The sequence below is a fragment of the Arthrobacter sp. Ha26 genome, assembly GCF_059091705.1.
On the sequence record NZ_JBNHGX010000008.1, the window covers coordinates 174,126 to 200,406 of the forward strand.

The 26,281-nt window shown below is 66.0% G+C and carries 19 protein-coding genes; 14 read left to right on the forward strand and 5 right to left on the reverse strand.

Going from position 1 to position 26,281, the window contains the following annotated elements:
- The first annotated feature begins 3 nt into the window (after positions 1-3).
- The 9 genes from carA (at position 4) to AC5RVY_RS17725 (ending at position 11,640) form a co-directional block, all read left to right on the forward strand.
- Positions 4-1,284 (forward strand): glutamine-hydrolyzing carbamoyl-phosphate synthase small subunit, encoded by a 1,281-nt coding sequence (gene carA / locus AC5RVY_RS17685; RefSeq protein WP_493955997.1) that lies wholly within the window; start codon positions 4-6, stop codon positions 1,282-1,284.
- On the forward strand, positions 1,284-4,598 hold the full coding sequence (gene carB, locus AC5RVY_RS17690) for a carbamoyl-phosphate synthase large subunit (protein ID WP_493955998.1): 3,315 nt from the start codon (positions 1,284-1,286) through the stop codon (positions 4,596-4,598). The genes carA and carB overlap by 1 nt, the downstream gene beginning before the upstream one ends.
- Positions 4,591-5,451 carry an orotidine-5'-phosphate decarboxylase gene (pyrF, locus tag AC5RVY_RS17695; RefSeq protein WP_493955999.1) on the forward strand — a complete coding sequence of 287 codons (861 nt, stop codon included), beginning with the start codon at positions 4,591-4,593 and terminating at the stop codon, positions 5,449-5,451. Before carB ends, pyrF begins: the two co-directional genes overlap by 8 nt.
- Positions 5,452-5,561: 110 nt before the next feature.
- Positions 5,562-5,879 carry an integration host factor, actinobacterial type gene (mihF, locus tag AC5RVY_RS17700; RefSeq protein ID WP_493956000.1) on the forward strand — a complete coding sequence of 106 codons (318 nt, stop codon included), beginning with the start codon at positions 5,562-5,564 and terminating at the stop codon, positions 5,877-5,879.
- A 45-nt stretch (positions 5,880-5,924) separates the two neighbouring features.
- Positions 5,925-6,521, forward strand: a complete 597-nt coding sequence (gene gmk, locus AC5RVY_RS17705; protein ID WP_493956001.1) for a guanylate kinase — start codon at positions 5,925-5,927, stop codon at positions 6,519-6,521.
- Positions 6,522-6,536: 15 nt separating this feature from the next.
- On the forward strand, positions 6,537-6,797 hold the full coding sequence (gene rpoZ, locus AC5RVY_RS17710; protein WP_003800778.1) for a DNA-directed RNA polymerase subunit omega: 261 nt from the start codon (positions 6,537-6,539) through the stop codon (positions 6,795-6,797).
- Positions 6,798-6,831: 34 nt separating this feature from the next.
- The gene (gene coaBC, locus AC5RVY_RS17715; RefSeq protein ID WP_493956002.1) at positions 6,832-8,070 is read left to right on the forward strand and encodes a bifunctional phosphopantothenoylcysteine decarboxylase/phosphopantothenate--cysteine ligase CoaBC; all 1,239 of its coding nucleotides are present in this window, start codon (positions 6,832-6,834) and stop codon (positions 8,068-8,070) included.
- A gap of 86 nt (positions 8,071-8,156) precedes the next feature.
- Entirely contained in the window at positions 8,157-9,392 is a 1,236-nt protein-coding gene (gene metK, locus AC5RVY_RS17720; protein WP_493956003.1) for a methionine adenosyltransferase, read from the forward strand.
- A gap of 118 nt (positions 9,393-9,510) precedes the next feature.
- Complete coding sequence (locus tag AC5RVY_RS17725; RefSeq protein WP_493956004.1) at positions 9,511-11,640, forward strand: primosomal protein N'; 2,130 nt, start codon at positions 9,511-9,513, stop codon at positions 11,638-11,640.
- A 9-nt stretch (positions 11,641-11,649) separates the two neighbouring features.
- Here AC5RVY_RS17725 and AC5RVY_RS17730 read toward each other — a convergent pair whose 3' ends face one another.
- Genes AC5RVY_RS17730 through AC5RVY_RS17745 form a run of 4 tightly spaced genes read right to left on the reverse strand, consistent with a single transcriptional unit; the run spans position 11,650 to position 15,535 of the window.
- Positions 11,650-12,747, reverse strand: coding sequence for a glycosyltransferase family 4 protein (locus AC5RVY_RS17730; RefSeq protein WP_493956005.1), 1,098 nt, complete (start codon positions 12,745-12,747; stop codon positions 11,650-11,652).
- Positions 12,744-13,673, reverse strand: coding sequence for an alpha/beta fold hydrolase (locus tag AC5RVY_RS17735; protein ID WP_493956006.1), 930 nt, complete (start codon positions 13,671-13,673; stop codon positions 12,744-12,746). Before AC5RVY_RS17735 ends, AC5RVY_RS17730 begins: the two co-directional genes overlap by 4 nt.
- Before the next feature lie 7 nt (positions 13,674-13,680).
- Positions 13,681-14,550 carry an aldo/keto reductase gene (locus AC5RVY_RS17740; protein WP_493956007.1) on the reverse strand — a complete coding sequence of 290 codons (870 nt, stop codon included), beginning with the start codon at positions 14,548-14,550 and terminating at the stop codon, positions 13,681-13,683.
- Between the two features lie 10 nt (positions 14,551-14,560).
- A complete protein-coding gene (locus AC5RVY_RS17745; RefSeq protein ID WP_493956008.1) occupies positions 14,561-15,535 on the reverse strand; it encodes a sugar-binding transcriptional regulator in 975 nt (324 codons plus the stop codon).
- 124 nt (positions 15,536-15,659) lie between these two features.
- Between AC5RVY_RS17745 and AC5RVY_RS17750 the strand changes: the two genes are divergently transcribed.
- From AC5RVY_RS17750 to glpK, 3 genes are all read left to right on the forward strand, one after another.
- A complete protein-coding gene (locus tag AC5RVY_RS17750) occupies positions 15,660-17,477 on the forward strand; it encodes a glycerol-3-phosphate dehydrogenase/oxidase (RefSeq protein ID WP_493956009.1) in 1,818 nt (605 codons plus the stop codon).
- Positions 17,478-17,569: 92 nt separating this feature from the next.
- The gene (locus AC5RVY_RS17755) at positions 17,570-18,319 is read left to right on the forward strand and encodes an MIP/aquaporin family protein (RefSeq protein WP_493956010.1); all 750 of its coding nucleotides are present in this window, start codon (positions 17,570-17,572) and stop codon (positions 18,317-18,319) included.
- Positions 18,320-18,364: 45 nt separating this feature from the next.
- Entirely contained in the window at positions 18,365-19,879 is a 1,515-nt protein-coding gene (gene glpK, locus AC5RVY_RS17760; protein ID WP_493956011.1) for a glycerol kinase GlpK, read from the forward strand.
- 185 nt (positions 19,880-20,064) lie between these two features.
- Here glpK and AC5RVY_RS17765 read toward each other — a convergent pair whose 3' ends face one another.
- Positions 20,065-22,359 (reverse strand): PEP/pyruvate-binding domain-containing protein, encoded by a 2,295-nt coding sequence (locus AC5RVY_RS17765; protein WP_493956012.1) that lies wholly within the window; start codon positions 22,357-22,359, stop codon positions 20,065-20,067.
- Between the two features lie 295 nt (positions 22,360-22,654).
- Here AC5RVY_RS17765 and leuS point away from each other — a divergent pair, with 295 nt between their 5' ends.
- Positions 22,655-25,183, forward strand: coding sequence for a leucine--tRNA ligase (leuS, locus tag AC5RVY_RS17770; protein ID WP_493956013.1), 2,529 nt, complete (start codon positions 22,655-22,657; stop codon positions 25,181-25,183).
- Between the two features lie 53 nt (positions 25,184-25,236).
- The gene (locus AC5RVY_RS17775) at positions 25,237-26,247 is read left to right on the forward strand and encodes a DegV family protein (protein ID WP_493956014.1); all 1,011 of its coding nucleotides are present in this window, start codon (positions 25,237-25,239) and stop codon (positions 26,245-26,247) included.
- The last annotated feature ends 34 nt before the right edge of the window (positions 26,248-26,281 follow it).

Genomic DNA, 26,281 nt, shown 5'->3' on the forward strand with positions numbered 1-26,281 from the left:
ACAGTGACAACTAACACCGCAGTAACCGCCCCAGTTTCCGCTCCTGTCTCAGCTCCCGCTGCGCTGGTGCTCGAAGACGGCCGCATCTTCCGCGGCTCCAGCTACGGCGCCACAGGAACCGCCCTGGGCGAGGCAGTCTTTGCCACCGGCATGACCGGCTACCAGGAGACCATCACGGACCCCTCCTACGCCCGGCAGCTGGTGGTGCAGACCGCACCGCACATCGGCAACACCGGCGTGAACAATGACGACGCCGAGTCCCGCCGGATCTGGGTGGCCGGCTACATCGTCCGTGACGCCGCCCGCCGCCCGTCCAACTGGCGCTCCGAGCGTTCCCTGGACGAAGAACTCGAGGCGCAGGGCATCGTCGGCATCCAGGGCGTGGACACGCGCGCCATAACCCGGCACCTGCGCGAGCACAAGACCATGCGCGCCGGCATCTTCTCCGGCGACGCCGCGCAGGCCACCGACAAGGAACTCGTCGATGCCGTGCTGGCCAGTGCCCCCATGGAGGGCGCCCGCCTGGCCGAGGAAGTCAGCGTCGACGAAGCGTACGTGGTGGAACCGAAGGACCACGGCTGGGACGCCGAACCGCGCTTCAGCATTGCCGCCGTCGACCTCGGGATCAAGGCCATGACGCCCGTCCGGTTCGCCGAGCGCGGCGTGCGCGTCCACGTGCTCCCCGCCACCGCCACCCTCGAAGACGTCAAGGCCGTCAACCCGGACGGTTTCTTTATGTCCAACGGCCCCGGCGACCCCGCCACGGCCGACGCCCAGGTCAAGCTCCTCCGTTCCGTCCTGGACGAGAAGCTGCCGTACTTCGGCATCTGCTTCGGCAACCAGATCCTGGGCCGTGCCCTCGGCTTCGGTACCTACAAGCTCCGCTACGGCCACCGCGGCATCAACCAGCCGGTCATGGACCGCCGGACCGGCAAGGTGGAAATCACCTCCCAGAACCACGGCTTCGCCGTGGATGCACCGCTCGACGGCGCCACCCAGGCTCCCGAGGCACGCTACGGGCGCGTCGAGGTCAGCCACGTCAGCCTGAATGACGACGTCGTGGAAGGCCTCGCCTGCCTGGACATCCCCGCCTTCTCCGTGCAGTACCACCCCGAGGCAGCGGCCGGACCGCACGACGCCGCCTACCTGTTCGACCGCTTCATCGACCTGATGGAGGGCACCCGGGACGGCAGGACCGCCAACCTGTCCAAGGACCCGGTGGACTCTGCACATTCAGCTGGCGCTGAACACCAAAACGACAACAAGACTGAGGACAAGAAGTAATGCCGAAACGTACAGATCTCAAGAGCGTCCTCGTCATTGGTTCCGGCCCGATTGTCATCGGCCAGGCCGCCGAATTCGACTACTCCGGCACGCAGGCGCTGCGCGTCCTCAAGGAGGAAGGCCTGCGGGTCATCCTCGTCAACTCCAACCCGGCCACCATCATGACGGACCCCGAGTTCGCTGACGCCACCTACATCGAGCCCATCACCCCGGAGGTGGTGGAGAAGATCATCGCGAAGGAACGCCCGGACGCCGTGCTGCCCACCTTGGGCGGCCAGACGGCCCTGAACACGGCCATCGCGCTGGACAAGAACGGTGTGCTCGAGAAGTACAACGTGGAGCTCATCGGCGCCAACATCGCCGCCATCGAACTCGGCGAGGACCGCGAAAAGTTCAAGGGCGTGGTGGAGCGCTGCGGCGCCGAATCCGCCCGCAGCCACATCATCCACAGCATGGACGAAGCCTTGAAGGCCGCCGATGACCTCGGCTACCCCATGGTGGTCCGCCCCTCCTTCACCATGGGCGGCCTGGGTTCCGGCCTTGCCTACAACGAGGACGATCTCCGCCGCATCGTGGGCCAGGGCCTGCAGTACAGCCCCACGTCCGAGGTGCTGCTCGAAGAGAGCATCCTCGGCTGGAAGGAATACGAGCTCGAGATGATGCGGGACAAAAACGACAACGTCGTGGTGGTCTGCTCCATCGAGAACTTCGATCCGGTGGGCGTGCATACCGGCGACTCCATCACCGTGGCCCCCGCGCTCACCCTCACCGACCGTGAATACCAGCGGCTGCGCGACATCTCCATCGCCGTGATCCGCGAAGTGGGCGTGGACACCGGCGGCTGCAACATCCAGTTCGCCATCGATCCCGCCACCGGCCGCGTGGTGGTCATCGAAATGAACCCCCGCGTATCCCGTTCCTCGGCGCTGGCGTCCAAGGCCACGGGCTTTGCGATTGCCAAGATCGCCACCAAGCTCTCCCTGGGCTACACCCTGGACGAGATCCCCAACGACATCACCCAAAAGACTCCCGCGTCCTTCGAACCCACCCTCGACTACGTGGTGGTCAAGGTTCCCCGTTTCGCGTTCGAGAAGTTCCCCGCAGCGGACAACACCCTCACCACCACCATGAAGTCCGTGGGCGAGGCCATGGCCATGGGCCGCAACTTCACCGAAGCCCTGCAGAAGGCGCTGCGGTCGCTGGAGCAGAAGGGTTCGCAGCTGGACTTCAGCTCCGTCCCGGAGTGGGAAGTCGCCGAGCTCATCGAAAAGGCCAAGCGGCCCACCACCGAACGCCTGCACCAGGTCCAGCGCGCCCTCCTGGGCGGAGCCACCGTGGAGCAGCTCTTCGAAGCCACTAAGATCGACCCCTGGTTCCTGGACCAGCTGGAACTGCTCAACGAGATCTCCCGCGAAATCCGCCAGGCCGGCGCCCTGACCGCTGACATGCTCCAGCGCGCCAAGCGCCACGGCTTCTCCGACGAGCAGATCGGTGCCCTGACGCACAATTCCGAGGCCGTGGTGCGCGGTGTCCGCCAGGCGCTCGGCATCCGCCCCGTCTACAAGACCGTGGACACCTGCGCCGCGGAATTCGCCGCGTACACCCCGTACCACTACTCGGCCTACGACGAGGAGGACGAGGTTGCGCTGCACTCCAAGCCGTCCATCCTGATCCTGGGTTCAGGGCCCAACCGCATTGGCCAGGGCATCGAGTTCGACTACTCCTGCGTCCACGCCTCGATGGCCCTGCGCAAGGCCGGCTACGAGACGGTGATGGTCAACTGCAACCCGGAAACCGTCTCTACGGATTACGACATTTCCACCCGCCTGTACTTCGAGCCGCTGACGCTTGAGGACGTGCTGGAGGTCATCGCGGCCGAGGAACGCACCGGCGGCGTCATGGGCGTCTTCGTCCAGCTGGGCGGCCAGACCCCGCTTAAGCTCGCGCAGCAGCTCGCGGATGCCGGGGTTCCCATCCTGGGCACCTCGCCGGAAGCCATCGACCTCGCAGAGCACCGCGGCGCATTCTCCCGGGTCCTGGACAAGGCCGGGCTGATTTCCCCGAAGAACGGCACCGCCGTCTCCTTCGAGGACGCCAAGAAGATCGCCGACGAGATCGGCTACCCCGTCCTGGTCCGGCCGTCCTACGTGCTCGGCGGACGCGGCATGGAGATCGTCTACGACGAGCCCAACCTGTCCCGCTACATTGCCAACGCCACGGAAATCACCCCGGACCACCCGGTGCTGATCGACCGCTTCCTGGAGGACGCCGTCGAAATCGACGTCGACGCGCTCTTCGACGGCACGGACATGTACCTGGGCGGCATCATGGAGCACATCGAGGAAGCCGGCATCCACTCCGGCGACTCCGCCTGCGTCCTGCCGCCTATCACCCTGGGTACCAACGTCCTTGAGCGGGTCCGCACCGCAACCCGTGCCATCGCCGAAGGCGTCGGGGTTCGCGGACTGATCAACATCCAGTTCGCCCTGGCCTCAGACGTGCTCTACGTCCTCGAAGCCAATCCCCGCGCATCCCGCACCGTGCCGTTCGTCTCCAAGGCCACCGGCGTACAGATGGCCAAGGCCGCGGCCCTGATCGGCACCGGCGTGACCATCAATCAGCTCCGCAGCGCCTACAAGATGCTGCCGGAAGTGGGCGACGGCTCCACGCTGCCCCTGGACGCCCCCGTCTCCGTCAAGGAGGCAGTCCTGCCCTTCAGCCGGTTCCGCACCCTTGAGGGCAAGGTGGTCGATTCCCTGCTCGGACCGGAAATGCGCTCCACCGGCGAGGTCATGGGCATCGACAAGCACTTCGACACCGCCTTCGCCAAGAGCCAGGCCGCAGCCAACAACGCGCTGCCCACCGAAGGCAAGATCTTCGTCTCGGTGGCCAACCGCGACAAGCGTTCTGTGATCATGGGCGTCAAGCGGCTCTCGGACCTCGGTTTCGAGATCGTCTCCACGGGCGGCACGGCCGACGTCCTGCGCCGCAACGGCATCCAGGCCACCCCCGTCCGCAAGGTGGCTGAGGGCAGCAGCGCCGAGGGCGAAGGGACCATCGCGGACCTGGTCATCGCAGGCGAGATCGACATGGTCTTCAACACCCCTTCCGGCGGCGAGGCCCGCAGCGACGGCTACGAACTGCGTGCCGCCGCCACGTCCATCGGCATCCCCTGCATCACCACGGTGGCCGAGTTCAACGCGGCAGTCCAGGCCATCGAGGCCATGCGCACCTACGAATGGTCGGTCACCAGCCTGCAGGAGCACGCCGCAGCCCTGGCGGAGTCCCAAAAGGTGGCCCTGCAGCATGCCTGAGCAGGTTTCCAGCGCCGGCCGGGAGTCCTTCGGCTCCCGGCTCGGCGCGGCCATGGCTGCCCGCGGCCCGCTGTGCGTTGGCATTGACCCGCACCCTTCGCTGCTGGCCGGCTGGGGCCTGAAGGACGACGTCGACGGCCTGCGTGCGTTTTCCCTGACGGTCCTTGACGCGGTAGGCTCCCTCGCTGCCGCGGTCAAGCCGCAGGTGGCGCTGTATGAGCGCCACGGCTCGGCTGGAATGGCTGTCCTGGAGGAAGTGCTGGCGACTGCCCGGGATGAGAACATCCTCACCATCGCTGACGCCAAGCGGGGGGACATCGGATCCACCATGGCTGCCTACGCCGACGCCTGGCTTCGGGACGGTTCGCCGCTGGCCGCCGACTCGGTGACCCTGAGCCCCTACCTGGGCTTCGAATCACTGCGTCCGGCCCTGGACCTTGCGGCCGAAGCCGGGCGCGGGGTTTTTGTCCTCGCCCTGACGTCCAACCCCGAAGGGCCCTCGGTCCAACACGTCGGGGGAGCGGACTCCGTGGCGCGCCGGATCGCCCTGGCTGCCGGCGGGGAAAACCGGCGCTACCCGGGGGACCTGGGTTCCGTGGGCCTTGTGGTCGGCGCCACGGTGGGCTCTGCCCTGGCGGACCTCGACGTCGACCTTGCGGCCATGCGGGGACCCATCCTGGCACCGGGACTGGGGGCCCAGGGGGCCACACCGGACCATCTGCGGGCCACCTTCGGCGGCGCCTACCCGCAGGTTCTCGGAACGTCCAGCCGGGATATCCTCGCGGCAGGCCCCCGGCCAGGGGGACTGCGGGACGCCGCACAGCGGACCCTCGACGGTTTGCGCGGAGAATAGCTGCCGATTCGGGCGGATGCATTGATTCGGACAGGATCAAAGGGTAGTTTCAGGACAAGTCCGAGGGCGGCCGCCCTGGACTGATTCGCCCAGACCCGGGGGTGTCAACCATGGTGCTGCGACCCTTATCCGCGTCCGAACGGACAGATGCCCTGAACAAGGCGGCGGCGGCCAGGGCAACCCGGGCCGCGGCCAAGGAAAGCCTGAAAAACCGCGAGAGGTCCGCAGCCGACATCGTCAACTCGGCTCTCGAGGACGAAGCGATGGCACGGATGAAAGTGTCCGAGCTGTTGGAGGCTTTGCCTGGCATTGGCAAGGTGCGCGCTGCGGCCATCATGAAGCAGCTCGGCATTGCGGCTTCCCGCAGGCTCCGCGGGCTCGGCGTCCACCAGCGCCGGGCGCTGGTAGATTTTATAGACGAGAACTAGGGCCGGCCCCCGGCCGCCTTCCCCAACTCCGGCATAAAGGAATACGTGAGCAAAAAACCTGGACTGACAGTCCTCGCAGGTCCGACGGCTGTTGGCAAAGGCACCGTGTCCACCTACATCCGGGACAATTATCCGGAGGTATGGCTGTCCGTTTCAGCCACAACCCGCGCACCCCGGCCGGGCGAAATCGACGGCGTGCACTACTTCTTCAAGTCCAAGGAGGAGTTCGAGCGTCTGGTTGCAGACGGTGAGCTCTTGGAGTGGGCCGTAGTCCATGGCCAGAACACGTACGGGACCCTCAAGAGCACGGTGAACCAGGCCATCGCCGAAGGACGGTCCGTGCTGCTGGAGATCGACCTGCAGGGTGCCCGCCAGGTCAAGGCTGCCGTTCCGGACGCACAGTTCGTCTTCCTGGCGCCGCCGAGTTGGGACGAAATGGTCCGGCGCCTGGTGGGCCGCGGCACAGAAACCCCCGACGAACAGCAGCGACGGCTGGAAACCGCTAAACTGGAACTTGCTGCTGAACCGGAGTTCGACCATACCGTCATCAATGACGACGTTCGCCGGGCGGCGGACGAGCTTGTTTCACTCATGGGGCTGACCCCGCATCCGCATGGAGCGCGGGAAGCGTCAGCCCGCTAGGAATTTGGAGAATTCGTGTCCACGAACCTTGAAGGCATCATCAACCCGCCGATCGACTCGCTGCTCGAGGCAGCCGATTCCAAGTACGGCCTGGTGATTTTCGGTGCCAAGCGTGCTCGTCAGATCAACGCCTACTACGCCCAGCTGCACGAGGGCCTCTTCGAGTACGTCGGCCCGCTGGTAGACACCAAGCTGAACGAAAAGTCGCTTTCGATCGCGCTGCGCGAGATCAACGAAGGCAAGCTGGTCTCCACGCCGATCGAAGCTGCGGAGTAATACTGCCGCCTGACGTGCTGTTGACGGAGGTCACGTGCGCATAGTCCTCGGAGTCGGGGGAGGGATCGCCGCCTACAAGGTGGCATCGCTCCTCCGGCTTTTTACTGAAGCCGGCCATCACGTCACGGTGATTCCCACGGAGGCTGCCACCCGCTTTGTTGGCACCGCCACCTGGGAGGCGTTGTCCGGAAACCCTGTGAGCAACAGCGTTTTCGACGACGTCCACCAGGTCAACCACGTCCGCCTGGGCCATGAAGCCGACCTGGTGGTGATCGCCCCCGCCACCGCCGACCTTCTGGCCAAGGCAGCCACCGGCCAGGCCGGGGATCTTCTCACCAACACCCTGCTCATGGCCCACGGTCCGGTGCTGTTCGCCCCCGCCATGCACACCGAGATGTGGCAGCATGCAGCCACCCGCGCCAACGTGGAAACGCTGCGCAACAGGGGAGCTGCGGTCCTTGAACCGGCTACCGGCAGGCTGACCGGAGCGGACTCCGGGCCGGGCAGGCTGCCCGAGCCCGAAGCGATTTTCGACGCCGCGATGGCCCTGGTGGAAGGGCAGTCGGATTACCAGCTGCCGTTGGCCGGCCGCACTGTCACCATCAGCGCAGGCGGAACCCGTGAACCGCTCGACCCGGTCCGGTTCCTCGGCAACCGGTCCTCGGGCAAGCAGGGTGTCGCCCTTGCCGTCGCCGCCAGGAATGCCGGCGCAACCGTACGGCTGCTCGCCGCTTACATGGAAGTTCCGCCGCCTGCCGGTGTGGAAGTGATCAATGTGGAGACTGCCCTGCAGTTGCGGGAGGCAGCGCTGGCAGCCGCCGCCGATTCAGACGTCGTGATCATGTCCGCCGCAGTGGCCGACTTCCGTCCGGCAGAGGTCTCAGACACCAAAATCAAGAAGCGCGACGACACCGCCGATCCCGTGATAACGCTCGTCCGCAACCCTGACATCCTGCATGAACTCGTGGAGCGGAGGAACAGTTCCGGGACCTTGGAAGGGCAGCTGATCGTGGGGTTCGCCGCAGAAACCGGGGACAATGACGGCGATGTGCTGGCGTACGCGGAAGCAAAGCTGAAGCGCAAGGGCTGCGACCTGCTGGTGGTCAACCACGTGGGCGCGGACAAGGTTTTCGGCCAGGACACCAACTCCGTGGTCATCCTGGCCCGCTCCGGTTCCGAACCACAGGAGGCGTCCGGAACCAAGACCCAGGTTTCGGCAGCCATCATCAGCCGGATCGGCTTCGAACTGAACCACGTTTCCCCCCGCGCCTGAGTGTTCCCGGCCACGTCCGCTTAGCACGAGGACATCTCATGACGTCCCGTCGGGGCAGTACGGTTTCCAACCAGTAAGGTAGTTGAGTGACTTTACCGCTGCACCTTCCCCAGTCCCACGCGGCCACGCCCTCCGCGCTCCGGCTCTTCACCTCCGAGTCGGTCACCGAGGGCCATCCGGACAAGATCTGCGACCAGATCAGCGACGCCATCCTGGACGCCCTGCTGGACAAGGACCCGGAGTCCCGTGTCGCGGTGGAGACCATGGCCACCACCGGCCTGGTCCACGTTGCCGGTGAGGTCACCACCGACGCCTACGTGGAAATTCCGCAGATTGTCCGCGAAACCATCCTCGGCATCGGCTACGATTCTTCGGCGAACGGGTTCGACGGTGCGCGCTGCGGCGTGTCGGTATCCATCGGCCAGCAGTCCAACGACATCGCCGGGGGAGTCTTCAACTCCCTCGAGGCGCGCGAAGGCCGGCAGGAGGACGACTACGACCTCCAGGGCGCCGGCGACCAGGGCCTGATGTTCGGCTACGCCAGTGACGAGACTCCGTCGTACATGCCCACTCCCATCTGGCTGGCACACCGGCTGTCCGAGCGGCTTACGGAAGTCCGCAAGTCCGGTGAGCTTTCCTACCTCCGCCCCGACGGCAAAACCCAGGTGACTGTTGGCTATGACAAGGACGTGCCCGTCTCTGTCGAAACCGTCGTGATCTCCAGCCAGCATGCCGAGGGCGCAAGCCTGGAACGGCTCCGGGCGGACCTGGCCTCCGTTGTCATCGAGCCCGTCCTGGCCGCCGCCAACCTGGACATCTCACGTGCCGCCAACATCCTGAACCCGGCGGGCGAGTTCGTGATCGGCGGTCCCGTGGGCGACGCCGGGTTGACTGGCCGGAAGATCATCGTTGACACGTATGGCGGAATGGCCCGCCACGGCGGCGGTGCCTTCTCCGGCAAGGATCCCTCCAAGGTGGACCGCTCCGCTGCCTACGCCATGCGGTGGGTGGCCAAAAACGTTGTCGCAGCCGGACTGGCCAAGCGCGCAGAGATCCAGATCGCTTATGCCATCGGGCAGGCCCGCCCGGTGGGAACCTATGTTGAAACATTCGGCACGGAAACGGTTGACCCGGCACGCATCAGCGCCGCCATCGCAGAGATCTTCGACCTGAGGCCACGCGCCATCATCGACGCGCTGGACCTGAAGCGGCCCATTTACGCCAAGACCGCCGCGCACGGACACTTCGGCCGCGACGATCCGGACTTTACCTGGGAGCGCCTTGACCGCGTGGACGACCTGAAGGCGTTCTTCAACGCCTAGGGACTCGCCGGGGAATCTGTGTGCTGTGCCGGCGGAAACGGCCGGCGGGCAGGAATGTCAGTGCCCCATGGTGTGCTGGCGCTGTCCACTTTGGTGATGCTGAACGGAGGTAGCCGCAGTGGTTACTGATGATTTCGCACAACCCCTGCTGGAACTGCAGGCAGCCGTACAGCCATCGCTCCTGCAGGGTTTCCCGGACCGCAAACACCAGGCCGGGCAGCAGTTCGCGGACCACCTGCCCGTGGCGCGTGTACTCGTGGAGTCCTCCCTGCCCCACCTGGACCGGCCCTTTGATTACGGTGTCCCGGCCAACCTCGACGCCGAGGCCCAGCCAGGGGTCAGGGTCAAGGTTAAGTTCAACGGCCAGGACCTCAACGGCTTCATTATGGAGCGCGTAGCGGAGTCCGAGGCCGGCCACACCCTCCTGCCATTGGCAAAGGTCATTTCCCCGGTTCCCGTTCTGGCCCCGGAAATCAGGGATCTGGCCACCATGGTCGCTGCCCGTTATGCCGGGACCGTGAGCGATGTCCTGCGCGTTGCAGTCCCGCCCCGGGTTGCCCGGCTGGAAAAGACCTTTAACGCTGCCCCGGAACCAGCGGCCGGAGCGGCAGAAGAGTCCACGTATTCCATCCCGGACCCTGCCGCGTCGACCGCATGGGCCAGCTACCGCAACGGTCCGGCGTTCCTGCGGCACTTGGCCGACGGCGGGGCACCGCGGGCGGTGATCAATCCCCTCCGGGGGTACGGCCCCGAAGGGTGGCCCCAGTTGCTGGCCCAAGCCGTCTCTGCCGCCTGCGCTTCCGGCCGCGGAGCCCTTGTCATAGTGCCGGACAACCGCGACCTGGACCGTCTGGAGCACGCCGTCACAAGCCTGCTGCCGGAGGAGGCCGTAGCTCGCCTGACGGCAGAGGACGGACCCACGCCGCGTTACCAAAACTTCCTGCGCATCCTTGCCGGCACGGCACGCGTGGCCATCGGCACCAGGTCGGCTGCGTACGCACCCGTCAAGGACTTGGGGCTCGTCGTTTGTTGGGACGACGGTGACGATCTCCACATCGAGCCGCGTGCTCCCTATGCGCATGCCCGCGAGGTCCTGCTCCTGCGCTCGGAGCAGGCAGGGGCAGCGTGCCTCCTGGCCGCCCACACCCGGAGTACGGAAGTCCAGCGGCTCGTGGAGAGTGGCTGGATGCTTCCCGTGGAAGCTGACCGCAACATTGTTCGCCCCACAGTCCCGCGAGTGGTGAACACGGCTGATAGCTTCGAGCAGGAACGGGATCCGCTTGCCAGGATTGCCCGCCTGCCGGGCGCCGCCTGGCGTGCTGCCAAAGAAGGACTTGAACGCGGGCCCGTCCTGGTCCAGGTGGCGCGGGCCGGGTACGTGCCGTCGCTGGTGTGCGAAACCTGCCGGGAGTCCGCGCGCTGCGGAAGCTGCCAGGGGCCGCTGGCACTGGCCAGCGGCAGTTCCGCGATTCCGCAGTGCCGGTGGTGCTCCACCCCGGCCTTGGAGTGGGGCTGCTCCCATTGCGGTGGACGGAGGCTTCGCAAGGGTGCCACCGGAGTGATGCGGACCGCCGAAGAACTGGGGCGCGGGTTCCCGGGAAAAACAGTGATTACATCCTCGGGCGGCCACGTCAAAGCCAGTGTGGGCCCGGCTAAGGCGCTGGTGGTGGCCACGGTGGGCGCCGAGCCCGTCGCCGAGGGCGGCTACGCGGCTGCTCTGCTGCTGGACGGCGACTCTTTGCTGCGGCGGGAAAACCTGCGTGCTGGTGAGGACACGGTGCGCCGGTGGTTCAACGCCGCCGCCCTGGTGCGGCCGGCCTCGGACCACGGGCTTGTCGTCATCACTGCGTCGGAGACGTCCCCTGTGGGTGCCCTGCTTCGGTGGGACCCTGCGGGTTACGCCCGGCGGGAGCTGTCCCTGCGGGTGGAACTGCAGCTGCCGCCCGCGGTGCGGATTGCCTCGGTGACCGGGCCACGGGCCGCCGTCGAGCATTTTACGGCCGCCGTGGAAGCCCAGCTGGAACCGGCCGGTTCCAGCCTTCGTATCGCCGGGCCCGCCCCCGTCGTCCTCAGTGCCTCGCTCTCCTCACCGCGCCCGGTGGGGGAGGATGTCCGGACCCTGCTGTTTTTCCCCTACGCCCATGCGGCGTCAGTCACCCGGGTCCTGCGCTCCATCCGCGCCGCCACGGTGGCAAAACGGAGCGCTGAACCCGTGCAGCTTCGGCTTGACGGCGTGGACGTCCTGTAGCTGCCGCTGTCAGTTGTTGTCGGAGCGGCGTTTCTTTCGGCGCTGCGCGATGATGTCGTGGGCCACGTCCACAAGCTGGCGGGCGGATTCGTCCCAGGTGAACTCACGGGCACGGGCAAGAGAGCGCTGCGAGGCTTCCTCCCACCGTTCCCTGTCCTGCAGCTTCATCACAGCACCGGCGAACTCATCCGGCGACGCCGGATCAACGTAACTGGCGGCATCACCGCCCACTTCCCGGAAAATCGGGATGTCACTGGCAATGACCGGAGTGCCCAAAGCCATGGCCTCAACGAGCGGGAGGCCGTAGCCTTCTGCCCGGGAAAGGGTCACCAGGGCCGTGGCCGTTTTGAGGTACGTGGTGTACTGCTCGTCGGTGACACCATTGTGGAACACCACCTGGGCTCCGGGCGGGACCAGCTTTTCCAGCTCGGCGCGCCGTGCGGGCGTGATCCTGCTCAGCAGGTGGAGGGTGTAGCCGGGAAGCGAAGCCATTCCCGCCACCATGGTTTCCACGTTCTTGTAGGACATGAATGACCCCATGTAGACGAGGGAAGGTTCGGCTCCGGCCTCAGGGATTCGCGGCTCCGCAGCCGGCTGGGGAGCATTGCCGATGACCCGGACCGGCCGCCGCGTCAGCCGGTACTTGGCCATCAGCGCCTCGGTTGTCCTGCTGACCGTGGCCACCGCATCCGCCCGGTTGAGGAGGAGCCGCTGCGGCCAGAACGCCTTGTGGTAGAGCCGCCACAGCAACCGGACCGGGGCAGGCAGGAATCCGGGCGGCGCAGGGTGCTCGTAATAGATCAGGTCATGCAACGTCAGAACAAGCCCGTATTTCCGGCCCCAGGAGCCCATCGTCTGCATCGGGCACACCACCACGTCCGCGCCCAGCTGGTTTACCTTGCGCGCTACAAACAACTCCGTAGGGGACAGGGGACTGTTGATGAGCGAGTAGGGTACATCGGGCAGCAGGGCAAGCTGCCGGAGGTCCGAGACCAGCATGGAAACGTCCGCGATCTTCGCAGTGGCCTCGATCAGGCTTGCTCCGTAGCGGCTGATGCCGTCATGGTGGTCGGTCCTGGTGAAACGTGCATCGATGACTATCTTCACGCGGGATGATCCTTAAGGAAGCTGCGGATGTAGCGGGCGGCGGGTTCAGGGGTCTCGTAATGGATCAGGTGGCCGACGTCCGGAATGACCTTGAGTTCGCCGTCCGGCAGCAGGGCAACGAGCCGGTGCTGGTCCGGCAGCGCGGCGATTTCATCCTTTTCGCCGGCCACCAGCAGCACCGGAAGGCGCAACCGGCCTGCCACCTCCGCCACATGGCTGCTGACGGAGGCAGTGAATGATTCGAGGAGGCTGTCCCTGCTGGCGAACGCGCTGAAGTACGCGTGGTGCTGGCCGTGGATAAAGCGCCGCAGCTCCCGGTCCTTGGTTTTGGCCATCGTCTCGCTCATCACGCGCACGATCAACGGACTCCGCAGGAGTGCTTGCCCCAGCGGACGGGGGAGCCGGGCTGCAAGCTTGTAGTACAGCACTGCCAGCCTGGTCATGATGCCCTTGGGGCCTTCGAGGGCCGGCGCCGCGATGGGATTGATGAGGATCAGTGGGGACACAGCGTCCGGATGTGCGGCTACGAAGTGGGCGGCCAGGATGGACCCGAAGGAGTGCCCCAGGAGAACAGTGTCCGGCCCCAGGCCCAGGGCGCTCATGAACTGGGTGATGAACGCGCCGTATCCGGGCACTGTGTGGCCCCCGGGCCCGAAAGCGTCCGAGCTGCCAAATCCCGGCAGGTCCGGCATAACGATGCGCATGTCGGGAAGCTGGTCCGCCACGCGCAGCAGCCCATGATGGTCGCCTCGGAAGCCGTGGATCACCAGGATGGTGCGCGTCTCAGGCGTTTCCTGGACCGGTTCATACGTCCAGTAGGCAACCTTCCCGCCAGGGAGCAGCACGGATGCGGCACGGGTCCTGTCGGCCAGCTCCGGACTGAAGAAAGCGGGCGCGGCGGACTGCGCGGTGTGTGTTGTTTTCATGGGGGTCCTAGTTGACGTTGTCCGGGTGGGAACCGGTGCGCTGTCCCCGGTCAAGGCCGGCGAGGGCATCCATATCCCGGGCCGAAAGCTCGAAGGCGAAGATGTCCAGGTTTTCCCGGATGCGGGCTTCCGAGCTGGCTTTCGGAATGGCGATGTTTCCCAGCTGCATGTGCCAGCGAAGGATCACCTGGGCGGGTGTCCTTCGATTTTCGGCGGCGCAGGCCCGGACCACGGGGTCGGCAAGCACGTGTCCCCGCCCCAGCGGACTCCATGCCTCAGTCCTGATAGCCAGGTCGTCGTGAATCTTGCGCAGCTCATGTTGCTGGAGCCAGGGGTGCAGCTCGATCTGGTTGACGGCGGGCGTTACTTCGGCTGTTTGGAGCAGCCGGTCAAGGTGGGCAGGCTGGAAGTTGCTGACGCCGATGGCCCTGACCTTTCCCTCCCGGTACAGCGTCTCAAGGGCCCGGTAGGTTTCCGTGAACAGGCCGCGGCGCGGGCACGGCCAGTGGATGAGGTACATGTCCACGTAGTCCAGGCCCAGGTTCACCATGGAGGTATCGAACGCCCGGAGGGTTGCGTCGTAGCCGTGGTGGTCGTTCCACACCTTCGTGGTGATGAAAAGGTCTTCCCTTGCGGGAGCAGGGAACAGTTCCCCGGAGCCGCCGCTGCCTGCCGGTGCGCCCAGCTGGGAGCTGATGCCGCGGGCAACGCCTGACTCGTTGCCGTACATGGCGGCGGTGTCAAAATGCCTGTAGCCGGCACCGAGGGCCATGGCCACAAGGTTGGCGGCATCCGACGAGGGCACCTTGTACAGGCCAAAGCCCAACTGGTCGATCAGTACGCCGTTGTTCAGGCTGAGCCGCGGTGAGGTCCTCATAGCCTTGACTCTACCTAGTCGCCGTCGCCATGCCCTCCAGGCCCACCAGCCGGCGCGCGGTCGCCTCGTCGAGGATCAGGTCCGTGGCGAGGCCGGCCGCCAGGGCACCCTTGAGGCCGTTGATCTTGGAGACGCCTGAAACCACGCAGATCCTGCGCCGGACCTGACGGAGCTCCGACAAGGCCGGCCCCGTGGACCGTTCATTCAGGATGATGCCGTCCGATGAACCGTCGCTGCGGAAAAAGACAGTGGCGACGTCCCCAACAACATCCGAATTCGCCAGGATGTTGAGGTCGTTCTCGTCCAGGTACCCGCCGGCGTAAACGTGGCTGGGGTAGTCGGCGTCCACTGAGCCGACGCCGAAGATCGCGATGCTCATCTTGGCCTGGAGTGCCAGGATCCGCTGCACGCTGCGTTCATTCCACATCGCAGTCTTGGTAGCCGCGTGGTCAAAGAAGGCGGGAACCGGGAACTGTTCCACGCGCGCTCCATACGCACTGCCGAAGCGGCGCATGATGTCGCTCGCGTACGTGATGCCCGTCGTGTGCATGTTGCCTGCGCCGTTCAGCTGCACAATGACGCTGTCGTGGGTGATCTTCCTGGTGAGGTGCCGGCTGACGGCGCTCAGCGTAGAGCCCCACGCCACACCGATAATCGCATTGGAATCCACCAGGGGCCCGATGGTGCGCGCTGCCTGCATGGCTACCCGGTCCAGGGTTTCGGCTTCATTGAGGGTTTCCACGACCGGAACCACGTGGACGTCAACCCCGTACCGGCGCCGGATCAGGCCTTCCAGCTCGGGGGCTGTGTCCAGCGGATTGCGGATCTGGACCTGGACCAGGCCCGAGTCCCGGGCGGAAGACAACAGCCGCGAAACCGTTGACCGCGAGGTCCTTAGCTCGCGGGCGATGGCGTCCATTGTGAGGTCCTGGAGGTAATACATCTGTGCAGCCCGGAGGGCGTCAGCATGCCGGGAAGGGTTCATCGGATTTCCGTTCTGCACGTTTGTGCATAGTGCTTGACTCCATTTTCCATTACTCCAAACAATAGATGAGAACGGCGGCTGACCCCAGGGTTGCCGCACCATACAAAGCCCCAAGGGAGTCGTTTTGGGACCCAAGGATTCATCTGCCCGCCCCGCCGCGCCCAAGCAGGGTACTGAACGCGCATCCGTCCACAACCTCAGGCGCAGGCCCCACGCAAAGGTGCTGGTGGTAGGCGGCGGCATCAACGGCGTCGGGACCTTCCGGGACCTGGCCCTGCAGGGAGTGGACGTAGCGCTGGTCGAGCGGGGTGACTACTGCCAGGGCGCCAGCGGTGCCTCCTCGCACATGATCCACGGCGGCATCCGCTACCTCGAAAACGGTGAGTTCCGGCTGGTCCGGGAATCAGTGGTGGAGCGCAACCGCCTGCTGCGGATCGCCCCGCACTACGTCAAGCCGCTGCAGACCACCATCCCCATCTTCAGCACCTTCTCCGGTGTCCTCGCTGCTCCGCTGCGGTTCCTCACCCACAAACAACAGGGCAAGCCCAAGGAGCGCGGCGCCTTCCTCATCAAAGCCGGCCTCAGCCTCTACGACTCATTCTCGCGTGACGGCGGCAGCGTGCCGCGGCACCAGTTCAGGGGCCGCCAACGCGCCCTCGCCGAACTGCCCGACCTGCGTCCCGACATCAAATATGCGGCCACCTACTTCGACGCCTCGGTACACAACCCGGAGCGGCTCACCCTCGATGTCCTGCAGGACGGCGAGAAGGCAGGGCAGCTGCCCGGCGCCGCCAATACCCAAGGCAGCACCGCCCGCGCCAGCAATTACCTTTCACTCAAATCCATGACCGGCGAGCCCAACCGGGGCACCGGCAAAGGCAGTACCGTCCGCCTGCATGATGAGCTGACCGGTGAGGAGTTCGACTTCACCGCCGATGTCATCATCAACACCACCGGCGCGTGGGTGGATCTCACCAACGAAGCAATGGGAACCGCCTCCGCTTTGATGGGGGGCACCAAAGGGTCACACATAGTCCTGGACCACCCGGCACTCCTGGACGCCTGCCGGGGACGGGAAATCTTCTTCGAACACACCGATGGCCGGATCGTCCTCATTTACCCGATGGGTGACCGCGTCCTCGTGGGAACCACCGACGTGGACGCCGACATGGGCCAGGACGCTGTTTGCACTGATGAGGAAATCGACTACTTTTTCGAACTGATCGGCCACGTGTTTCCGGGCATCCCCGTCACGCATGATCAGATCGTCTACACCTTCTCCGGCGTCCGGCCCCTGCCCCGGCATGACGCAACCCAACCAGGTTTCGTTTCCCGCGACTACCGGATTGAGCGCAGTGGGCCGGCCAGCATCGAATCCGGCGGGGGCGCCGTCGTCCTCAGCCTGGTGGGCGGCAAATGGACCACCTTCCGTGCCCTGGCCGAGCATTTGACTAACGACGTCCTCGCCGAGCTTGGCATGCAGCGCAAGGTCTCGACGGCGCAACTCGCCATCGGCGGGGGCGCGGGCTTCCCGGCGGACGAGGCCGGCGTTCAGCAGTGGATCAAGCAGCATATGGCTGCCGGCCGGGACGCAGACCGTACGGCCGGGTTACTGACCCGCTACGGGACCCGTGCAGAGGCCGTGATGGAGTACCTCGATGCCGCACCTGACCACCCGCTCCGCTCCACACGGGAACTGAGCGTCCGCGAACTGGAGTTCATGGCGGCCCATGAGCAGGTGGGACACCTTGCCGACGTCCTGATCCGCCGGACATCGCTTGCGTTCCGGGGCCTTGTCACCGGCGAACTGCTCAACGAGGTGGCAGAGGTGCTCGCTGTTCCGTTGGGCTGGGACGCTGCAGCCCGTGCCGCCGAGATACGGCACGCGCAGGATGTCCTGCAGCGGCTCCACCGCGTAGAGATCAACAGCCTGGTCGCCTAGGCCCGGCTGGCGGCCGGGGCGTTGATCCGCCCCGGCGAAACGGTCCTTCAACCCGCGAAGGACCCACAACAGAAAAATAAGAGGAGTCAAAGATGTCTCTTGGAATTGTTTTCCTATCCGAAGTATTCGGAACGGCGATGCTCACCCTGCTGGGCTGCGGCGTCGTCGCCAACGTCGCCCTGCGGGGCACGAAAGGCAACAGCGGCGGGTTCCTGATGGTCACTTGGGGATGGGGTATCGCTGTTTTCGCGGGTGTCTATGTTGCCGCGAAATCGGGGGCACACCTGAACCCCGCGGTGACGCTTGGGCTCCTGTTGAACGGGAAAGCGGAATATGCCCCTGGCGTCGCCATCGACCCGGCCTCCACGCTGACCTACTTCGGCGGTGAGCTGCTCGGCGCCTTCCTCGGGGCCGTGGCCTGCTGGCTCGCCTACAAGCAGCATTTCGACGCCGAGCCCGAACCTGCCAGCAAGCTCGGCGTGTTCTCCACCGGCCCGGCCATCCGGACCAGCTCCTGGAACCTGGCGACCGAGATCATCGGCACCTTTGTGCTGGTGTTCGTCATCCTGGCCTTCGGCGGGACCCCGTCCGGCCTCGGCCCGCTCGCTGTGGCACTTCTCGTCGTCGGCATCGGCGTGTCCCTGGGCGGTCCCACCGGCTATGCCATCAACCCGGCCCGTGACCTCGGCCCGCGCATCGCCCACGCACTGCTTCCCATCAAGGGCAAGGGCTCCAGCGACTGGGGCTACTCCTGGATCCCCGTTGTGGGCCCGCTCGTCGGCGGCGCCCTGGGCGGGCTCGTTGCCCGCCTGGTCCCCATCATTGCCTCAGCCGCCGCCTGACCAATACCCGCTTTCTGACCTAAAACACAAGACAAGGACGTCATCATGAACCAGTACGTAATCGCCATCGACCAGGGAACCACCAGCACCCGCGCCATCGTCTTCGACCACAGCGGCAGCATTATCTCCTCCGGGCAGATGGAGCACGAACAGATCTTCCCGAAGGCCGGGTGGGTGGAGCACAACCCCGCCGAAATCTGGAACAACACCCGTGAGGTCATCGGCTCCGCGCTCTCCAAGGCGAACCTGACACGGCACGATATCGCCGCCGTCGGAATCACCAACCAGCGCGAAACCGCCGTCGTGTGGGACAAAACCACCGGCGAGGCCGTCTACAACGCCATCGTCTGGCAGGACACCCGCACCCAGGACATCGTCGACGAGCTGGCAAGGGACGGTGGGGCGGACCGCTTCAAGGACAAAGTGGGCCTGCCCCTGGCCACCTACTTCTCGGGTACCAAGATCAAGTGGATCCTGGACAACGTGGACGGTGCCCGGGAGAAAGCTGAAGCAGGGAACCTCGTGTTCGGCAACACCGACGCCTGGGTCCTGTGGAACCTCACCGGCGGTGTGGACGGCGGCGTCCATGTCACCGATGTGACCAATGCGTCGCGGACCCTGTTCATGGACCTGGAGACGCTGCAGTGGGACGAGGAAATCCTGGGCATCTTCGGTGTTCCGAGGACCATGATGCCGGACATCAGGTCCTCCTCCGAGGTCTACGGCACAGTCCACACGTCCCAGCTCCTGCGGGAAGTTCCGGTGGCCGGCATCCTCGGTGACCAGCAGGCGGCCACCTTCGGCCAGGCAGCGTTCCAGACCGGCGAGGCGAAGAACACTTACGGAACAGGCTGCTTCCTGATCTTCAACACCGGCGAGGAAATCGTCCACTCCAAGAACGGGCTGCTCACCACCGTTGGCTACAAGCTCGGCGACGCCGCCCCGCACTACGCCCTGGAAGGTTCCATCGCCGTCACCGGCTCGCTGATCCAGTGGCTGCGCGACAACCTGGGCATGCTCAGCAGCGCCCCCGAAGTTGAGGCCCTCGCCGCATCCGTCAAGGACAACGGCGGCGTGTACATCGTCCCGGCATTCTCCGGACTCTTCGCGCCGTACTGGCGATCGGACGCACGCGGTGCCATCGTTGGCCTCACCCGGTTCGTCAACAAGAGCCACATCGCCCGCGCCGCGCTCGAAGCCACCGCTTTCCAGACCCGCGAGGTGCTGGACGCGGTCAACGCGGACTCCGGCGTTCCGCTCTCCGAGTTGAAGGTCGACGGCGGCATGGTGGCCAACGACGCGCTGATGCAGTTCCAGGCGGACATCCTGGGTGTACCGGTAATCCGGCCGAAGGTGGTTGAAACCACAGCCCTCGGCGCCGCCTACGCTGCCGGCCTCGCCGTGGACTTCTGGAAGGACCTCGGCGAGCTGTCGGCCAACTGGTCCGAGGACAAGCGGTGGGAACCCCAAATGGACCAGGCTGAACAGGACCGCCAGATGCGGCTCTGGAAGAAGGCCGTTACCAAGTCCATGGATTGGGTGGACGAGGACGTTCGGTAGGTTTTTCCTCCCGAACCGCAAAAGGGCCGCAGACTCCCCGCCTGCCCGCTTCGCGGTGCCCACCACACCATGGCGGGGGAGTCTGCGGCCCTTTTTAACGCGCGGGGTCATTCTGGTCCTCGTCGGGCCACAGTGCCGGAGGCCTCGTCCTGGCGTGCGGGATGAGGGAGGAAAGCGGAGGCACCTCAGTCCTCGTGGGTTTCTACTGTGCCTGCGTTGCCATCTACCGTTACCAGCTGGCCGGTGTAGAGCATCTGGGTGGCGTTGCGGGTTCCCACTACTGCGGGGATACCGTACTCACGGGCTATGAGGGAGGCGTGGGCGGCGAGGTTGCCCGTATCCGTGACTACGGCCGCCGCGGAGGTGAACAACGGCGTCCAGGCCGGTGCCGTCGCCTTGGCCACGAGCACTTCGCCGGGCTGGAAACTGGAAAAATCCAAGAGCCCGTGCACTATCCGTACGCGTCCCCGGGCGCGGCCGGGACTTGCCGGATGGCCGCGGAGGGATCCCCGGGGCGCGTCCCGTGTAGTGCGTGCGGCGTCCGCCAAGCGGTCAAAGGCGTTGCCCAGAATCGGAAGTATGCCCAGCATCAGAGGCGCGTCGAGCTTCCGCTGCCGGAGCCAGTCCTTGCGGCGCCGGGCCACTACAGCCTGCTGCGGCGGTGCGTCGGTACGAAGATCGGCCCGCGTGAGGAAGAAGACGTCATTCGGGCTGTCGATCACTCCTGACTGCTGCAGGATATTTCCGATCCGGGCGGCGCACCTGCGGAGGAGCGGCCAGCCCAGCGTGAAGTCCCGCGCTTGCTCCTCCCGCAGCAGCGCGTAGTGCTGGGCAACGGCCAGGACAGAATCGAAACGGCGCAGACGGCGTGTGCCCCGCAGCACCTCACGGCAGGCGGCCTCCGCGGCCTGGCGCCGTTGCATTGCCGTTGTTACGGCAACAGGTGTCCCGTTCCGTCCGTTCGCCGGGCTTCCTTGGCCCGGGCGCTGCTGTTCCTCGGCCGCCGTCGGGTGGTACCAGTCCAGGCTGAAGACCGCGTGCGGCACCTGTTCCGGTGGCTTCGCCATGAGGCCGCCGAGCAGGACCTGGTAGCCCTCGGCATCCGGCATGTCCTGCTGCCGTTCCTTCAAGGCAGGAGCCAGGCGCTTTCGCCAAAAGCGGGCCAGCACCGCCTCCATCTTCCAGGCGGCGCCACCGGCCGCGGAGAAGTACCAGAGGTATTCGCCTGCAGTGCGGGTCACCTGCCCAACCAGGGAGATGAGCTCCGGCAGCTCGGCCGTTTCAATGTCGATGCCCTGTCCGCCTGCCAGGCTCCGGTAGCCAGGAAGGAAGACAGTCCGCCATTCGTCCTCCAGGCTTCGAAGCACTGCACGGTCGGCTCCCGCAGGATCCACCATGGGACGGAGCACGGAGTTGAAGATGTAGGGCAGCGGGCGAAGGGTGCCGCTGAACAGGAGATGGGGGAGCGCCGCCGGGGTGGGCGGGGCCACGTAATACCAGCCGTTGACTGCCGCATGTCCCATCGCAATGCTGATGCCTGCCGATCGGGTGACTGCGTGGTGGTACCCGGCGTCGATCAGCGGCACAATCCAGTCCATAAACAACGGCGTCACGGGTTCGGGCAACCATTCGCCCAGCCGGAAGTTCCGGAGCCAGACTCCTTTCCCCGGCGGCTCCCATGTCACCGGTTCCGGAATTGCCGTCATGGGCCGCGCCTGGAGGATCTGGACGCGGCCGGAGGCATCCAGCGCCCACTCAACATCCTGCGGCGCCCCAAAATGCGCGGCGACGTTCCTGGCCGCGGCGGCCACCGCCGTCGCGCTCTCAACAGTCAGGACGCGGGCCGGACCCCCCACCCTGCGGGCCTGCCCAGGCCCAACAATCCAGTCCTCGCCGCCCTCGGACCCGGCCACCAGCCGTTCCCCGAGCCCAAAGACGGCCGCAATGACTGTTTCGTCCCGGGCGCCAGTGAGGGGGTTGGCCGTGAACGCCACGCCGGCTGCTGCCGAGTCCACCATCTGCTGGACCAGGACGGCCATCCCGCCGCTGCCCGGCATCCTCCCGGGTTCAGTGTTTTCGGGGGACACCTGGTAAGCCAGGACGCGGCTGGCCTGCGCCGATTCAAAGCAGCGGTTCACGGCCGCTGCCAGGCCTGCCGCCTCCACGCCCAGATAGCTTTCGTATATGCCGGCATAGGAAGCATCAGGAAGGTCTTCGGCTGCCGCGGAGGAGCGGACCGCGTAGGGGCCAGGCCCGGCGTCACGGGCGGCGGCCTGCAGGCGAACCCCCCAGTCGTCCCTGCTGGAACCGATTAACATCGCTTCCTGGGTGACAACGAATCCGGATGGAACCGGGAAGCCTGCCGCGAGCAGCGCTGACAATGCCGCCGCCTTGCTGCCCGCCCTTTCCCGGTCCAACGCAAGGGGCGCGGAGAGCGGCGGCAGGCCTGGAACTGCGTTATCAGCCGAATCGTCATCCATGGAGTTGCCTGCCGGATCAGGGGCCGGACGGCCCGGCTCAAGTCTAGTTATGCCCTAAGGCTCCGGTACAGGCCGGGAGCTCAGCCGTGCCTGCGCAGGTGCGCTAAAGTAGTTCCATGCGTGCGATCCTTCTGCTTAGTTAGCCGCCCGGCGTCCGAAACAACGGATAACCGTGCGGCAGCCCCTCCCTGGTGAGGGGCTTTTGTGTGTCCGGGCGTATTTTGCCGGGCCGGCAGCAGGAGGATCAGGCCGTTATGGCAGCACAGATGCCGTAACAGAACAGAAGAGGGCAGCAGTGGGCGTTCAGCCGGAGACAGAGACCGGAACAGCAGCAACAGTGCAGGCGGAGGTGCCCGAGGAGGGCGCGTACAGCTTTGCCGCCATGGAGGCCAAGTGGCCGCGGGTGTGGGAAGACCTCAAGGTTTTCACGCCTGTCGACGACGGGTCCCGGGAGCGGCGCTACGTCCTGGACATGTTTCCCTACCCGTCGGGCGACCTCCACATGGGCCACGCGGAAGCCTTCGCCATGGGCGACGTCGTAGCTCGTTACCTGCGCCAGCAGGGCTACGACGTCCTCCACCCGATCGGCTGGGACTCCTTTGGCCTGCCCGCCGAGAACGCGGCCATTAAACGCAACGCCCACCCCAGCGAGTGGACCTACGCCAACATTGAGACCCAGGCGGCATCCTTCAAGCGGTACGCCATCTCCGCTGACTGGTCCCGCCGCCTGCACACCTCGGACCCCGAGTACTACCGCTGGACCCAGTGGCTGTTCAAGCGCTTCTACGAACGCGGCCTGGCGTACCGCAAGAACTCGCCGGTCAACTGGTGCCCGAAGGACCAGACCGTGCTGGCCAACGAGCAGGTAGTCAACGGCGCCTGCGAGCGCTGCGGCACCACCGTCACCAAGAAGTCCCTCAACCAGTGGTACTTCAAGATCACTGAATACGCCGACCGGCTGCTCGATGACATGGAGCAGCTCCGCGGCCATTGGCCCGAGCGCGTCCTGGCGATGCAGAAGAACTGGATCGGCCGCTCCGAGGGTGCGCACGTCAACTTTGTGATCGAGGCCGACGGCGGCAGGCCCGCCAAAGAGGTCACCGTCTTCACCACGCGCCCGGACACCCTTTACGGGGCAACGTTCTTTGTGGTGGCAGCGGACGCGCCGCTCGCCGTCGAGCTCGTCACCGAGGAGCACGCCGCCGCCCTGGATGACTACCGCGAGCAGGTCAAGGCCCTCTCGGAAATTGAACGGCAGTCTACGGAACGGGAAAAGACCGGTGTCTTCACCGGCCGGTATGCGACCAACCCGCTGAACGGGGAAAAGCTGCCGGTATGGGCGGCTGATTACGTTCTGGCAGACTACGGTACTGGCGCGATCATGGCTGTCCCCGCCCACGACCAGCGCGACCTGGACTTTGCCCGCACGTTCGACCTGCCCGTGCGGGCGGTCCTGGCCACCGGCGAGGAGGACCCTGCAGTGTCCGGCACCGCCACCGCGGGGGAGGGCACGCTCATCAACTCCGGCGAACTGGACGGCCTGCCCAAGGCCGAAGCCATTCCCGCAGCGATTGCAATCCTGGAACGCCAGGGAACCGGCGAGAAGTTTGTGAACTTCCGCCTCCGCGACTGGCTGTTGAGCCGGCAGCGCTTCTGGGGCACCCCCATTCCGATCATCCACTGCCCGTCCTGCGGCGAGGTTCCGGTTCCGGACGAGCAGCTGCCCGTCACGCTGCCCTCGGACCTGCGTGGGGAGGACCTGTCACCGAAGGGCACGTCGCCCCTGGCGGCAGCCGAAGCATGGGTCAACGTGGAGTGCCCGTCCTGCCACGGCCCGGCCAAACGCGATACCGACACCATGGATACCTTTGTGGATTCGTCCTGGTACTTCCTGCGGTTCGTTTCGCCGCACTATACAGAGGGCCCGTTCGACCCGCAGAAGATCAACGACTGGATGCCCGTGGGCCAGTACGTGGGCGGCGTGGAGCACGCCATCCTGCATCTGCTGTACGCCCGGTTCTTCACCAAGGTCATCAACGACCTCGGCCTGATCGAAGCGAGTGAGCCTTTCACGGCGCTTCTCAACCAGGGCCAGGTCCTCAACGGCGGCAAGGCCATGAGCAAGTCGTTGGGCAACGGTGTGGACCTCGGCGAGCAGTTGGACAAATACGGCGTGGACGCTGTCAGGCTCACCATGATCTTCGCATCCCCGCCTGAGGACGACGTCGACTGGGCGGACGTTTCGCCCTCCGGTTCGGCCAAGTTCCTTGCCCGCGCCTGGCGGCTCGCCCAGGACGTGGCCAGTGGCCCCGGTGTCGACGCCACCACCGGTGACCGCACGCTTCGGTCCGTGACGCACCGGACCATCGCCGACGCCGCCGAACTTCTGGATGCCAACAAGTTCAACGTCGTAGTGGCCAAGCTGATGGAACTGGTCAACGCCACCCGCAAGGCCATCGACTCCGGTGCGGGCGGTGCCGACCCGGCAGTACGGGAGGCCACGGAAGCCGTTGCGGTGATCCTGAGCCTCTTCGCCCCGTACACGGCCGAGGACATGTGGAACGTCCTGGGACACGCCGCGTCCGTAGCCAACGCAGGCTGGCCGGTCCATGACGCTTCCCTCCTGGTCCAGGACACCGTCACTGCCGTCGTCCAGGTCCAGGGCAAGGTACGGGACCGGCTGGAGGTTTCCCCGGAGGTGTCCGACGACCGGCTGCGGGAACTGGCGCTGGCCTCGGACAACGTCCAGCGTGCCCTTGACGGCCGCGGCATCCGCACCGTCATCGTCCGCGCCCCTAAACTGGTCAACATCGTCCCGGCCTAGCCGGACCAGGCCGCCGGAGCCTTCCGGCGGCCTGCTTGACCCCAGGAGGCCCTTTGCCCGACCGCGACGCCGCCGCTTGGCCCTGGATCCGCGCCCGCCTGGCCGCAATGCGTGCAAAGCAGGACGCCGCCAGGCGGGGCAGCTCCCCAACCCCGCCGGACGCCGTCGTACGTACTGCCGTGGTGACCGATTCGGCCGCCGCCTTGCCCGCTGAGTGGCGGGCAGGACTCAGCGGCGACGGGCGCCTGACCGTCATCCCCATGCCCGTCATGGTGGGCGATGAAATCTACGGCGAGGGTGAAGACGATATTTCCGAGACCATCGCGCTGGCGCTGGCCAGCGGGACGTCCGTGAAGACCTCCCGGCCCTCGCCCGGGCAGTTCGAGCAGGCCTACCTCAGCGCGCAACGCCGGGGTTATGAGGCCGTGGTGTCCGTGCATATATCCGGCGGCCTGTCCGGTACTGCAGACGCTGCCCGCCTTGCCGCCGCCCGGGTGGGCATTCCCGTGGAGGTGGTCGATTCCGCGACCGTAGGCATGGCCCTTGGGATGGCGGTACAGGAAAGCGTGCTCGCCGCGGCGGAAGGCGCCGGGGCAGGCGCTGTAGCCGCGGCCGCAGCAGACCAGGCAGCACGCACCAAGGTCTATTTCTACGTTCCCAGCCTGGAGCAGCTCCGCCGCGGCGGGCGGATTGGAGCAGCCGCTTCGCTCTGGGGCACCATGCTGGCCATCAAGCCCATCCTTGCGGTCGACGGCGGCAAGATCGTACCGCTGGAAAAGGTCCGCTCCGGTGCCAAGGCAGTAGCGCGCCTGGAGGAAATAGTGGCCGCTGACGCGTCCGCCCGCCCGGACGGGGTGCGCCTGGCCGTCCACCATTTCGGAAACCGCTCGGAAGCGGAGAACCTCGCCGCCCGGCTGGCAGCGGCATTGCCGCAGTGTCCTCCTGCCCAAATAAGTTCGCTTCCTGCGGTACTTGCCGCACATGCCGGCCTGGGCGTTCTTGCCGTCATTGTGGGCGGACCCGGCTCTCCGGACGCGCACCTCCCCACTGGCGACGCCGGCTAGGCGCTATCCACATAACACGGTCCGGCCCTGTTGC